This is a genomic window from Streptomyces sp. NPDC051776 (assembly GCF_040681345.1).
Classification (GTDB): Bacteria; Actinomycetota; Actinomycetes; order Streptomycetales; family Streptomycetaceae; genus Streptomyces.
Genome location: NZ_JBFAYQ010000008.1, coordinates 33,938 through 46,905 on the forward strand (window position 1 = coordinate 33,938; position 12,968 = coordinate 46,905).

A 12,968-nucleotide genomic window follows, 5' to 3' on the forward strand; every position below is an offset into this window, starting at 1 on the left:
CGACACTCAGCCCCCACCAAGGAGCAAGCCGTGGCCGAGCAACCCACACCCGAGGACGCGTCGCGCGCACTCGGCGCCGTACGGCGCCGACAGGACCAGGCCTTGGACGCCATGCGCGAGCCACGTTGGCTCTCGGCCTCCTGGGCCGTCGTGGCCTTCCTCTTCTTCGCCTCGTTCGACTTCCTCGACGAAGACCACCGCATCTGGTCCTATCTCGCCCTGGACGCCCTCCTCATCGCCCAACTCGGCCTCCTCCACTCGCGGCGCGGGTCGGCACTGCTCGGCCGGCGGTCCGCCGGAATGCCGATGCGCGGCGTCCCGCCGACCTATCTGCTCGCGCTCACGGCAATACTGATCACCGTGGGCGCCGCCTATTCGGTGGGCTCGCTGATACCCTTCCGGCCGGGCGACATTCCGTACTGGCACACTCTTCTCGGGCTGGCCCTTGCGATTTCCATGACTCTTTTCGCAGGAAAGTTCCAAGACCTTCAGCTGCGCCTCCTGAGGTACAGCCGCCGGAGGAGCGGTGCGGAAACCCATGACGGCTCCTGACGTCGATCCCCTGTTGCTGGATCCCACGCGGCTCTCCATCGTTTCACTGCTCTCGGCCACGCGCTGGGCGGAGTTCGGATTCGTACGCGACTCGGTGGGCATGTCCGACTCCGCACTGTCCAAGCAGATCACCACGCTCGGAAAACAGGACTACCTCGAGGTGAGAAAGGGCTACGTCGGCAAACGCCCCCGGACCTGGCTGAACTTGAGCACCACCGGCCGCGTGGCACTCGAGCGGCACATCGAAGCCCTGCAGCGGATCGCAGCGCGCTCCCGCGAGGCGGGCGATGCGCACCGCACCGAGTCGGACACGGGCGTGGGCTGACACCCGGCGAAGCAGGAGCGGATCAAGGTGCACCGGTACCGGCCGGTGGTCCGCGGGGTCAAACGATCAGCGTGAAGCGGGAAGGCCGCGGGCTGGTACGTCGTCCTGACCGCCGACCAGGCCCAGCCCGAACCGCTGCCCACGACCGGCGCCGTGGTCGGCATCGACATGGGCATAGCCAACTTCCTCGCCGACTCAGGCGGCGAATTTACATCCACGCCCAGGTCACCGCCGACGGCCGGATAGCCATCGGTGGCCGCGGCGTTCCGTACCGCTACGGCTCGGGCACCGATGTCCGGGCGCCACTCAACCGCGGACGGTGGACGCTCTCTGGCGCACGCTCGCCGCCTCTTCCCGGACGCGGCGGGGGCCGGGATCGAGCACGCGTGGTGCGGCGTGCTGGGCGTACCGCGGGACTGGTGCTCAACGATCCACGTCGACCACGCCACGGGACTGGGCTGGGCGGGCGGCTACGTGGGCAGCGGGCTGACTTCGGCCAATCCGGCGGGCCGGACGCTGCCGGACCTCGTCCTGCGCCGGGACAGAGAACTGACGGCGCTGCTCCGTCAACCGCCTGCTCCCAACCGCCGTACCCGCCAAGAGATTCGGGGCGGGGGCCGGATCGGGGCGGGGCTGGGTGCGAACGTACGGTGCCCGGCGCTGTGCGAGCGCGCATCGCCGCTTGTCCGCCGGAGTGGGGCGAACCCCCGTTCCGCCCCCACTCCGGCAGCCCGGCGGAGCCCTGATCATCGCTTGACGGATGGGGTGTGTCAACTACTGTTAACAGCTGTGCCGTTCGAGTGCCGGGTTTCTGTGCTGGGTGCGGAGCCAGCCGCGACTGGAGCATCAACACTTGTTGCACGAGGTGGCGTGGATCGTCTCCGCTGGGACATACTGCTGCGGACTGCGATCCACAAAAGCGCATAACGGCCGGGGGTTTCTGCCACATGGGCGACAGCAGCGCGGGCGCAGGCGATTTTGCATCCGAGCGGTTCGCCGAGCGCTTGGAGCATCTCTTCGCGCACATGTATCCCGCCTCACAGGGCCGCCCGTACACCAACGGCGAGGTCGCACGGGCGACCGGTCTGAGCACGACCGCGATCGGGTATCTGCGCACCGGCCGCAACCGGCCCTCGCTGGAAACGGCGGCCAGGCTGGCCGGGTTCTTCGGCGTGCCCCTGGACCTCTTCCGCAACGACGAGGTCTCCGCCCAAGTCCAAGCGGAACTGGCGGACTTGGCCGCGATCCGCGACCACAGGGCGCGGCGCATTCTGCGGAGGTCGGCCGGGCTGCCCGCGGCGATGCAGGCCGCCGTGGAGCAGATCATCGAGGAGTATCGCAAGGCCGCGGGGATGCCGGCTGATCCGGATGATGACGAGCAAAGGACAGCATGAGCGGAACTGCCGCGGGGCGCTGCTCGGCATCGCCCGGGCCTGCTGGCCCCACGCGGGCGAACTGGCCCGCCGTGACCCCGACCGGGTGGCAGTACGCACAGGGGTGCGGCTGATCGCCAGCGGCTGCCAGGTCGCTCTGGGCCAGGTGCTGTGCAAGGTGGTTGCCATCGGCGCGGCGTTCCGCGGGGGCGGAGGGCCTCGATGCGCTCTCCACCGTGGCCCGACCGAGGTTCGCCACGATCGGCGCGATGCTGATGTGTACGGGCTTCATCCTCGCGGCGGTGCGCGCGGCAGGAGCGGCGCGGTGCGTTCGTGGCCCTGCGGCCGCTGTGGCCGGTGGCGGACGAGGCGGACGAGGCGGACGGCCGCATCCTCCGCGTGCGACGACCACTGCGGAGAAGGAAGCCGCGTACGGCTTCTACGCGGGGGCCGGCGCGGCGCATGGCCATCGAGCCGCTGCCGGGATCGTATGCGGAACCGGCCTCCCTGGATGGACGACTTCGAGGACCGCATCTTCACGGTCACCCCGAGGGCCAGTCACCCCCGAACGCCACCCGGGGTCTGCTCGCCGACCGTTTTCCCGCTCCGCCGGCGGGTCTTGTCCGTGCGGCGTCCGACACGCTGCTCGACGACCGGCTGCGGGAGAGCCTTCGGCGTCAGCACTCGGCCCCGCGCCCTGCGCGTTCTCGTCACGGCGGGGCTGGGGTGCCGGGCCCGTCGACCGCACAGACGGCACGGGTTTCTTCGCCGCTCCTGACGACGCCATCGCCCGGGCCTCCTCGCCGGTCCGCTCGGCGGGGCCCGTCCATGGGGCTGCCCTGCCGAGGAAAAACCTGCGTCCGCCCGGGGCACGCGGCGGTGATGCTGTTCCGCCCACATCGGGCCCCCGGGCAGGGCCGACCGAACGTCAATCTGGGGATATCCCTGCCCAGTTGCCGTGTCCTGCACCTTTGAGACCGCATCCCGAAAGAGGAACGTACAAGTTCGAAGACACTGCGCCATAGGTGATCGATTCCGGCTATCCTTCGTGGGGCTCAGCGTGTCGGCGCATCCTCCCAGGTCAGCCTGGACTGCCACCGATTGAGGGTTGCCCGAGGCACCTCCTGACGACTCTGCCGCGCCGCCGTGAGCCCTCCGTTTGTGTAACCTTTCGATCGATTTGAGGACTTGATGATTCGTGCCGAATCGTCACCCGGAGGACAACGATCCGGACCCGTAGTCGCGTGGTTACTACCCGCCATCGCGATAGCGGGTGTGGCGGCCATCGCAACGGCGGTGGTTTCGGCCGACGCACGGGGAGCGGTCGCCCTCTGCGGCGCCGTCGCAACCGTCGCGGTGGCGGCACTCGCAGCCGAAGTGGCCCGACGCGGGCAGGCGTTGGCGTCACTTCGGGCCCAAGCCGCCGAACAGACCGAGGCACTTCGGCATCGCCTCGGACAACAGGAAGCGGTCACAGTGCGGTTGGCCCGGGAGCGGCTGCCCGAAGCCGTTGCCCGGCTCCAGGAAGGCGAGTTCGCCGAGGACGTGCTGGCATCCATGGTCGGAGAGAGCGAGGGCCTCAGCCCGGAGTTCCACGCCGCCCAGCAGGCGCTGATGCGCTCGGTCGTCGAGGCCGTCCAGGCCGAGGAGACCCTGCGAGACTCCGCACAGCGCGGTGTCGTCAACGTCGCCCGCCGCGTGCAGGCCATCGTCTACCGGCAGGCCACCGACCTGCGCGCCATGGAGGACCGGCACGGCCAGAAGCCGGAGTTCTTCGCCGATCTGCTGCGCCTCGACCACGGCACAGCCCTGATCGGACGTCTGGCGGACAGCATCGCCGTCCTCGGCGGAGCGCGTCCCGGGCGCCAGTGGAGCAAGGCCGTTCCGGTCTACAGCGTGCTGCGCGGTGCGATGTCCCGCATCCTCGACTACCAGCGCGTGGAACTGCACTCGGTCGCGAACGTCGCGGTCATCGGCCCCGCGGTCGAGCCCCTCATCCACGCCCTGGCCGAGCTGCTGGACAACGCGACCCGCTACTCGCCGCCGAAGGCCCGGGTCCACCTCACCGCGAGCGAGGTCCACGCGGGCATCGCCATCGAGATCGAGGACGGCGGTGTCGGTCTGAGCGAGGAGGCCCGCGCCCGGGCCGAACAGATGCTCAAGGAGGCACAGGCCGGCATCGACCTCAACGACCTCGGTGAAGCACCCCGACTCGGCCTGGCCGTGGTCGGCCGGCTGGCCCAGGCGTACGACTTCCAGGTCTCGCTCCCCCCGTCCGCGTACGGCGGTGTCCGAGCAGTGCTGGTCGTCCCCCAGAAGCTGATCACCACGGCCCCCGCGGACGGCCGCGCACACGGCATCGGTGCCAGCTCCGGCCAGCGCCCCATCGACGGCAGTGCCGCACAGGCGGGCGAAGCCGCCCCGAGCGTCCCCCTGACCCGCAGGCCCCAACTCGCGCCGACCGGGCCGTCGTTGAGGGAAGAGGACGACGACGCCCCTGCCGGGGTGGAGCGGACCGCCAACGGGCTCCCGCAGCGCCGTCGCCGCCGCCCGGGTCCAGCGGCCCGCCCGGGCCCGGGGGCGCGTCCGGCCGACGCGCATCCGGGCGCCGGCGCCCGGGGCGTCGTTCCCCCGGCGGCGCCCGCTCCGGCACCCGCTCCGGCCCCTGCCGTCGCGGCGCAGGACGCGCCACGGGCGGCGGCCGAAGAGCCGGCGCCCGGCATGTGGATGGTCGATCTGCAGAGCGGCCTGTCCGGCGGACCGCGGGCGACCGCCGTCCGCGACACCAACGACAAGTCGTTAGATGAGGGTGAATAAGCAATGGATCGCCGGGCCGACATGGACTGGATGCTCAAGGACTTGGCGGAGAGCGTCCCGCAGGTCCGCTATGTCGTGTTGCTGTCATCGGACGGCTTGTGCATGGCGCAGTACCTCACGGACAGGGACACGGCCGACCGCCTCGCCGCGATCGGCTCGGGGCTGCAGAGCCTCTCCGTGGCGGTCGCCCAGGAGTTCCCCCACAGCGACGGCCGGATGCGCATGGTCGTCATCGAGGTGAACGGCGGCTTCATGTACCTCCTGGCGGCCGGAGCCGGAGCCCATCTGGCCGTACTGGCGGACGAGGGCGTGGACGCCGGCCTGGTCGGGCAGCACATGCGCGACCTGGTCGCCCGTATCGGCGCGCACCTCACCAGCCCTCCGCGTGACAGCGGTTCGGCCACGTGAGCGAAGGGGCGCAGAACTGGGAGAAGGACAGCCCCGAGCGGCTCTATGTGATCACCGGCGGACGCAGCGACGCGTCGGAGACGGCCGCGGCCGAACTCGATCTGGTCACCCTGATCGTGGCGCGTACGGAGCCGAAGGTCGGCATGCAGCCCGAACACTCCTCGATACTGCGGGTCACCCACTCCCCGCTGTCGGTGGCCGAGATCTCCGCGTACCTCGGGCTGCCCGTCAGCGTGATCACCGTGCTGCTCGCGGATCTGCTGTCCGAAGAACAGGTCGAAGCGCGAGAGCCCGCCTCGTCGCTTCCCGACGTCGCACTGATTGAGGCGGTGATCCATGGATTACGGAATCTCTGACGAGGCTGTGGGCCCGCGGAGCGAGGACGCGCTGCCGTCCTCGGCCAGCACCGCGGTCAAGGTGGTCATCGTCGGGGGCTTCGGCGTCGGCAAGACGACGCTGGTCCGCTCGGTGAGCGAGATCCGGCCCCTGACGACCGAAGAGACGATGACCCAGGCCGGCGAGGGCGTGGACGACATCTCCGGGGTGGAGCAGAAGGTCCACACCACCGTCGCCATGGACTTCGGCCGGATCAGCCTGAACGAGGAGCTTGTGCTCTATCTGTTCGGTACCCCGGGGCAGCAGCGTTTCTGGTTCCTCTGGAACGGCCTGTTCGAGGGTGCCCTCGGCGCCGTGGTGCTCGTGGACACCCGCCGCCTGGAGGTCAGTTTCGATGTGATCGGGCGTCTGGAAGAGGCCGGGGTCCCGTTCGTGGTCGCGGTCAACGCGTTCCCCGCGGCCCCCTCTTACCCCGTCGAGGAGCTGCGGGACGCTCTCGACCTTCCGGCGACGGTCCCGATCATCGTGTGCGATGTGCGTCAACGGAACTCCAGCCGGGAGGTCCTGATGGCGCTGATGCAATACCTACGTTCTCTCGTCCTGTCCTCGGAGGCGACAACGTGACCACCCCGACCCCCGACCCGTCGGCCCCTTCCGGCGCGAGCGCCGCCGCCCCTCCCCCGGGCTGCCCCGCCCACGGGACGACCCCCGGCGGCCTCCGGCGGCTCTACGGCCCCGAGGCCGACGCCGACCCCATGAAGCTGTACGAGACGCTGCGCGCCGAGCACGGCGCGCTGGCCCCGGTGCTCCTGCCGGGCGACCTGCGGGCCTGGCTCGTCCTGGGCCACCGGGAGAACCTGGAGGTGGCGCGCACCCCCTCGCTCTTCTCCCGGGACTCCCGTCACTGGCACGACATGCAGCAGGGCAAAGTGCCGCCGGAGCACCCGATGGCGCCGCTGACGATGTGGCAGCCGCTGTGCGTGTTCGCCGACGGCACGGAGCACGAGCGGTTGCGCCGGGCGGTCACCGAGAGCCTTGCGCGCTTCGAGGCCCGCGGCATCCGTCGGTACGTCACACGCTTCGCCCACCAGCTCATCGACGAGTTCGCCCCGACCGGACGGGCCGATCTGGTCGAGCAGTTCGCGGATCAGCTGCCGATGCGCGTGATCACCCAGCTCTTCGGAATGCCGGAGGGCTACGGTCCGCACCTCGTCGACGCAGCCAAGGACATGATCCGCGGCACGGAGACGGCGGCGGTCAGCAACGAGTACATCACGGAGACCCTGGAAGGTCTGGTGCGGCGCAAGCGCGTCACGCCCGGACACGACGTGGCCTCCAAGCTGCTGGAGCACCCTGCCGGACTCACCGACGACGAGGTGCGCGAGCATCTGCGTGTGCTGCTGGTCTCGGCGAACGAGCCGACCGTCAACCTGATCGCCAATACGCTGCGGCTGGTCCTCACCGATCAGCGTTTCCGGGCGACGCTCACGGGCGGCCACATGACGCTGCCGGACGCGCTGGAGCAGGTGCTCTGGGACGAGCCTCCGATGACGACGAACATCGGCCGGTGGGCCACCGGCGACGCCGAACTCGCCGGAAAGTCCATCAAGGCCGGAGACATGCTGGTGCTCGGGCTCGCCGCGGGCAACACCGACCCGGACATCCGCCCGGACACCTCGGCCCCGATGCACGGCAACCGCTCGCACCTGGCGTTCAGCGGAGGCCCGCACGAGTGCCCGGGCCAGGATCTCGGCCGGGCGATCGTGGACACCGGGATCGACGCGCTGCTCACCCGGCTGCCCGATCTGCAGCTCTCCGTCTCCGAGGACGAACTGCGGTGGGACACCGCGCTGATGTCCCGTCGTCTGGTGGCGCTGCCGGTGACCTTCACCGCGCGCCGCCCGGAGTCCTCCCGGAGGACCGGGAGCCATCCCCTGCCCTCGGCCGAACTGCCTCCGATGCGGGCTCCGCAGGGGGAGCCGGTGGCGGCGGGGACGCTCTCCGCGGCGGCTCCTGTGCGTACGCCGTGGTGGTCCTCGCTGATGCGCAGGCTCCGCGGACGGAGGTAGGGGCTCCCGCCGTAGGCCTCCCGCGGGTGCGGACACCCTGGGATTTCTCCGGGGTGTCCAGAGTCCCCGCACGATCGAAAGTGTCTTTTCAAGTCCACCTCGTGCCCAACTCAAGGCATTAGGTGACCTGTTGTGGCCATAAACGACCTCTTACTGACATGCTGGAACGCGGTACCGGGTTGCGGAACGTCCGCCGTACCCGGCGTCACGAGCATGCCCGCTCCGCTGAGCGGTCGCCGATTGCGGCGAGCGGCAGCTTCGGCCCTCTGGATCCCTTCGGCCCCGGGCCATGGCGGGGACGCCGGCTGGTTGAGCAATGCAGGAGGCCACGTCCCCGTGCCTCCTCACGACGGTTGTGTGGAAGCGGCCCGTCCGCTGGATACATTGAGGTGATCGGCAGTGGAACACGGGTTGATCGTGCCCCCCGTCTACTCCCCCATACCGCCCGCGATCCATCCGCGGCACAAGGAGATCGACGACCGTACGGCCGCCTGGGCGGTGCAGTTCGGCATCGGCTCCGAGGAACTGCGCAGAAAGCTCGTCCGCCACGACATCGGCACCTTCGCGGCCCGCATCCTCCCCGAGGGGCGCGAGGACGTCGTCTCCCTCCTCGCCGACTTCGTCCTCTGGCTCTTCGGTGTCGACGACGGGCACTGCGAGGAGGGAGACCTCGGCAACGACCCCAGCCGGCTGGTAGCCGAACTCTCCCGGCTGCTGCGTGTGGCACAGAACCCCGACGTGCCGATGCTCGATCCCGATCCGCTGGCAGCCGGGCTCCGGGACCTCAGCCGCCGGATGTCGCGCCTCGGCACACCGGGACAGGTCGCCCGCTGGGTGGACGCGCTGCGCGAGTACTTCATGTCCGTGGTGTGGGAGGCCTCGCACCGCAGCCACGGCACGGTCCCCGACCTCAACGACTACACCCTGATGCGTCTTTACGACGGCGCCACCTCCGTCGTCATGCCCCTGCTGGAGATGGGCCACGGCTACGAACTCCAGTCGCACGAGCGCGACGACGTCACCGTCCGGGGGGTGGCGGAGATGGCCTACTTCATCATCACCTGGGACAACGACATCTTCTCCCACCACAAGGAGAGCAGGGCCGATCAGTACTACCTCAACGTGCTGCGCGTCCTGGAACACCACGAGGGCATGAGCCCCGAGGACGCGCTCCGGACCGCGGTGGCACAGCGCGACCGCGTCATGTGCCTGTACCTGCGCCTGTGCGCGCAGCTGGAAGCCACCGGCAGCCCGCAACTGCGCCGCTATCTCCACAGCATCGGCTCGTTCATCCGCGGCGCCCAGGACTGGGGCATCAGTTCCCGCCGCTACACCACGCCGGAGGACCCCGCCGATCTGCCGTCCACGTTCAGCGACACCCCCACGGACGACAGCACGGAGGCGCTGGACATCCCCGCGGTGGCCTGGTGGTGGAGCCTGCTACCCAGGGAGAACCGCGAGGAAACGCTGCCCCACCGCCGGAAGAGCGCCAGGAAGAACCCTGCGGCCCCGCGGCGCAGGAGCAGTGTGCGTACGGCCTGAACGAACCGCGCACCCAGGCCCGCAGCCCGCACGGTGCGGGCATCACCCCTCCCGACTCCCCACCGACAGCGGGCCCGCCGGCCCGCCTTCCGGCCGGTCCCGACGACGAAAGGACTGCGAGAGTGAGTGCTCCGCTGCGGGCGGTCCCACGTGCCCCCGGGCGTCTGCCACTGGTCGGCCACGCCCTTCCCCTGCTGCGAAACCCCCTGGCCTTCCTTCAGGAGCTGCGCACCACAGGTGACTTCGTACGGGTCGATGTCGGCACCCTGCCCATCTACTTCGTCACCAGCGCCGAACTGACCCACGAGCTACTGGTCTCCAAGGCGCGCCACTTCGACAAGGGCCGCTTCTTCGTCCGGGCGCGGATCCTGGTCGGCGACGCCCTGCCGACCGCGCCCTCGCACATCCACCGGCCGCACCGCCGGCTGATGCAGCCGATGTTCCACCACGCCCGCATCGCCGAGTACGCGAAGGTCATGGCCACCCGTTCGCAGGCCATGTCGGACGCGTGGACGAGCGGACAGGTCGTCGCGATCGACCAGGAGTTGGCCGAATTCTCGGTGGCCACACTCGGCGAGACGCTGTTCTCCACGGAGATCAGCCGTCCGGCCGCCGAAGCGGTCCGCCGCGACGTACCGATCCTCCTCAAGAACGCGCTCGTACGCACCGTCACACCGCGTCTCTTCGACCGGGTGCCTATCCCCGCCAACCGCCGGTTCGACGCCGCGTCGACCCGGTTGCGGCGGGTCATCGACGACGTGATCGCCGCCTCTCACGCGCAGGGTGACACCGAGTGCAACGATCTGCTGCACCTGCTCCTCGCGGCACGCGACGCGGACACCGGTGAGGCCCTCACGGACAAGGAGGTCCGGGACGAACTCGTAGCGATCATGTTCGCCGGGACGGAGACCACGGCGTCGACGCTCGCCTGGACCTTCCACGAACTCGCCTCCCGCCCCGATGTCGAGGAACGCCTCCTCGCGGAGATCGCATCGGTTGTCGGAGACCGGCCCGTCACCTTCGAGGACGTGCCGCGGCTCGCCTACGCCGACCGCGTGCTGAAGGAGATCTCCCGTCTGCACTCGGTGCCGCTGCTCATGCGGCAGGCGACAGCTCCGGTCGAACTGGGCGGCGTCCACCTCCCGGTGGGCACGGAGGTCGCCTTCAGCCTCTACGCCCTGCATCGCGACCCGCGCCTGTACGACGACCCCGCGCGCTTCGACCCGGACCGCTGGCTGCCGGAGCGGCGCGAGAGGCTGCCCCGGGAGGGCTTCGTCCCGTTCGGCTCGGGCAACCGCAAGTGCATCGGCGACGGCTTCGCATGGGCGGAGATCGTCATCGCGCTGGCCACGGTGCTCCCGCGGTGGCGCTTCGAGCCGCTGCCGGACCACGCGGTCCGCGAGGTCGCTTCGGCCGTGGCCCACCCCGACAGTCTGCCGATGAGGGTCGTGACGCGGGAGAACTGACGCCGGAAACAGGGATCGTGGCGCACCGGTGCACTGCGTTCCCTCAACCCGTTTGAATGCAACGGGAGTTCCGCGGCGCGGCGGCACAAGTCCTGGGCTGGTCAGAGCAGCGCCGGACCGTACCCGGGGCCGCTCGCCCGCGGTGCCGGCTGCTCGGAGTCCGTCCAGGGGGCAGGGGCGGAGCGGCCACACGCCGCAGCACACCGCGGCGGACCATTCGCCGTACGCCGTGGATGTCGGCGACGTCCTCGACGGCGAACGTCCGCACGAAGGCACCGCGGTTGAGCCGGTGCACGAGCAGCCGCTCGTGTGTCAGCAGCCGGATCGCCTCGCGCAGGGCGTTTCGCGAGACACCGAGCGCCCCACCGATGCCGTCCTCCGACGGCCGTGTCCCGGGCGGGAGGTGCCGGTCCGCGACGCGAGCGTCAGAATTCCGGCGACACGTCACGCCGTACTCGTACGGCCCGGGAGAGCCCGGTCGTCGGCCGGTGCTCGACTCGGCCTCAGCCGTCACCATGTCCCGCGGCCCCGCCCGGGTCTCGCTGCCCCTCCGATCCACCACGCCCGGTGACGCCGGTCAATCGCAGAACCCGGAAACGAGACAACGCACCCCTTGAAGGATCGTTCAACGATCCTCTAGCTTGGGCCCACGCTGCCGGTGGTCCCCTCCGGTGCGTCCGTTCTCAGCGCACCCGATAAACGTCCTCCTGTGAGGTGCAAATGAGCAGCAAGTCCCCATCACCGGTCAATCCTTCCAACCCGTCGGCGTCCCCCACGGCCGACGGCGTCGCCGACGGCGGAGCTGCCACAAAAACCCCGTCCGCCCAACTCCCGGACGACACCGGTGCGTTCGCCTGGCTCCGTGCGCTCGGACCCCGCGGACGCCGCGCCTTCGCAGGCGCTTTCGGCGGTTACGCCCTGGACTCCTATGATTTCTTCACTCTGCCACTCAGCATGGTGGCGATCGCGGCGTACTTCGGGCTGGGCAACGGCCAGACCGGTCTTCTGACCACCGTTACCCTCGTCGTCTCGGCGATCGGCGGCGCCGTGGCGGGCGTCCTGGCCGACCGCATCGGCCGGGTCAAGGCCCTGATGATCACGGTCATCACCTACGCCGTTTTCACAGTTCTGTGCGGATTTGCCCCGAACTACGAGACGCTGCTCGCCTTCCGCGCCCTTCAGGGTCTCGGCTTCGGAGGCGAGTGGGCGGTCGGCGCGATCCTGGTCGCCGAGTACGCCACCTCCAAGCACCGCGGCCGCACCCTCGGCGCCATCCAGAGCTCGTGGGCAGTCGGCTGGGCCCTCGCCGTCATCGTCTACACCTTGGTCTTCGAGACCTTCGACGAGTCCACGGCCTGGCGCGTCATGTTCTTCACCGGCGCCATGCCCGCCCTGCTGGTCGTCTACGTACGGCGCAAGGTCAAGGACGCCCCGAAGGCCACCGAGCAGCGCAAGGAGGCCGGCAAGGGCTCCCTGGACTCGTTCGCCACCATCTTCAAACCGGAGCTGCTGCGCACCACGCTCTTCGCCGTGCTGCTCTCCACAGGTGTCCAGGGCGGCTACTACACGCTGGCCACCTGGGTGCCGACCTATCTGAAGTCCGAGCGCGAGCTCACCGTCGTCGGCACCGGCGGCTATCTGACCTTCCTCATCTCCGGCGCTTTCATCGGCTACCTCACAGGCGGATATCTCACCGACAAGCTGGGCCGGAAGCGGAACATCACGCTTTTCGCGTTCCTCTCCGCCGCCTGCATCGTCGCCTACACCAACATCCCCGAGGGCGCGAACACCCTTGTGCTCCTCCTGGGATTCCCGCTCGGCTTCTGCATGTCGGCGATCTTCAGCGGCTTCGGGTCGTTCCTCAGCGAGCTGTACCCGACGGCCGTACGCGGCAGCGGGCAGGGCTTCACGTACAACACCGGCCGCGCCGTGGGCGCCTTCTTCCCCACCCTGGTCGGATTCCTCTCCGAGAGCTGGGGCGTCGGCGGCGCTCTGATCTTCGGCGCGGTCGGCTACGGACTCGCCGTGCTGGCGCTGTTCGGGCTGCCCGAGACGCGCGGCCGCGAGCTGCTGTGAGGGG

Annotated in this window: 11 protein-coding genes and 2 pseudogenes; 12 read left to right on the top strand and 1 reads right to left on the bottom strand. The window is 69.9% G+C overall.

What is annotated here, in order from left to right:
• Positions 1-30 precede the first annotated feature (30 nt).
• The 11 genes and pseudogenes from AB0M26_RS09140 (at position 31) to AB0M26_RS09190 (ending at position 10,888) form a co-directional block, all read left to right on the top strand.
• Positions 31-552: a hypothetical protein gene (locus AB0M26_RS09140; RefSeq protein ID WP_365256954.1), complete on the top strand. Its 522-nt coding sequence runs from the start codon at positions 31-33 to the stop codon at positions 550-552.
• Positions 539-877, top strand: a complete 339-nt coding sequence (locus AB0M26_RS09145) for a transcriptional regulator (RefSeq protein ID WP_365256957.1) — start codon at positions 539-541, stop codon at positions 875-877. Before AB0M26_RS09140 ends, AB0M26_RS09145 begins: the two co-directional genes overlap by 14 nt.
• Positions 878-1,086: 209 nt before the next feature.
• Positions 1,087-1,408: pseudogene (locus tag AB0M26_RS09150) on the top strand (FAD-dependent oxidoreductase); the annotation flags it as partial.
• Between the two features lie 416 nt (positions 1,409-1,824).
• Positions 1,825-2,271 carry a helix-turn-helix transcriptional regulator gene (locus tag AB0M26_RS09155; RefSeq protein ID WP_365256960.1) on the top strand — a complete coding sequence of 149 codons (447 nt, stop codon included), beginning with the start codon at positions 1,825-1,827 and terminating at the stop codon, positions 2,269-2,271.
• 1,170 nt (positions 2,272-3,441) lie between these two features.
• On the top strand, positions 3,442-5,067 hold the full coding sequence (locus AB0M26_RS09160; RefSeq protein ID WP_365256964.1) for an ATP-binding protein: 1,626 nt from the start codon (positions 3,442-3,444) through the stop codon (positions 5,065-5,067).
• Between the two features lie 3 nt (positions 5,068-5,070).
• The gene (locus AB0M26_RS09165; RefSeq protein WP_365256967.1) at positions 5,071-5,475 is read left to right on the top strand and encodes a roadblock/LC7 domain-containing protein; all 405 of its coding nucleotides are present in this window, start codon (positions 5,071-5,073) and stop codon (positions 5,473-5,475) included.
• Positions 5,472-5,831, top strand: a complete 360-nt coding sequence (locus AB0M26_RS09170; protein ID WP_365256970.1) for a DUF742 domain-containing protein — start codon at positions 5,472-5,474, stop codon at positions 5,829-5,831. Before AB0M26_RS09165 ends, AB0M26_RS09170 begins: the two co-directional genes overlap by 4 nt.
• On the top strand, positions 5,812-6,435 hold the full coding sequence (locus tag AB0M26_RS09175) for an ATP/GTP-binding protein (protein ID WP_365256973.1): 624 nt from the start codon (positions 5,812-5,814) through the stop codon (positions 6,433-6,435). The genes AB0M26_RS09170 and AB0M26_RS09175 overlap by 20 nt, the downstream gene beginning before the upstream one ends.
• Positions 6,432-7,880 carry a cytochrome P450 gene (locus AB0M26_RS09180; RefSeq protein ID WP_365256976.1) on the top strand — a complete coding sequence of 483 codons (1,449 nt, stop codon included), beginning with the start codon at positions 6,432-6,434 and terminating at the stop codon, positions 7,878-7,880. The genes AB0M26_RS09175 and AB0M26_RS09180 overlap by 4 nt, the downstream gene beginning before the upstream one ends.
• Before the next feature lie 399 nt (positions 7,881-8,279).
• Positions 8,280-9,422 carry a selina-4(15),7(11)-diene synthase gene (locus AB0M26_RS09185; protein WP_365256979.1) on the top strand — a complete coding sequence of 381 codons (1,143 nt, stop codon included), beginning with the start codon at positions 8,280-8,282 and terminating at the stop codon, positions 9,420-9,422.
• Between the two features lie 122 nt (positions 9,423-9,544).
• The gene (locus AB0M26_RS09190; protein ID WP_365256982.1) at positions 9,545-10,888 is read left to right on the top strand and encodes a cytochrome P450; all 1,344 of its coding nucleotides are present in this window, start codon (positions 9,545-9,547) and stop codon (positions 10,886-10,888) included.
• Positions 10,889-11,063: 175 nt separating this feature from the next.
• Here the strand turns inward: AB0M26_RS09190 and AB0M26_RS09195 are convergent.
• Positions 11,064-11,395: pseudogene (locus tag AB0M26_RS09195) on the bottom strand (GntR family transcriptional regulator); the annotation flags it as partial.
• Between the two features lie 213 nt (positions 11,396-11,608).
• On the opposite strand from AB0M26_RS09195, the gene AB0M26_RS09200 reads away from it, so the two are divergent.
• On the top strand, positions 11,609-12,964 hold the full coding sequence (locus AB0M26_RS09200) for an MFS transporter (RefSeq protein WP_365256985.1): 1,356 nt from the start codon (positions 11,609-11,611) through the stop codon (positions 12,962-12,964).
• Positions 12,965-12,968: the final 4 nt, after the last annotated feature.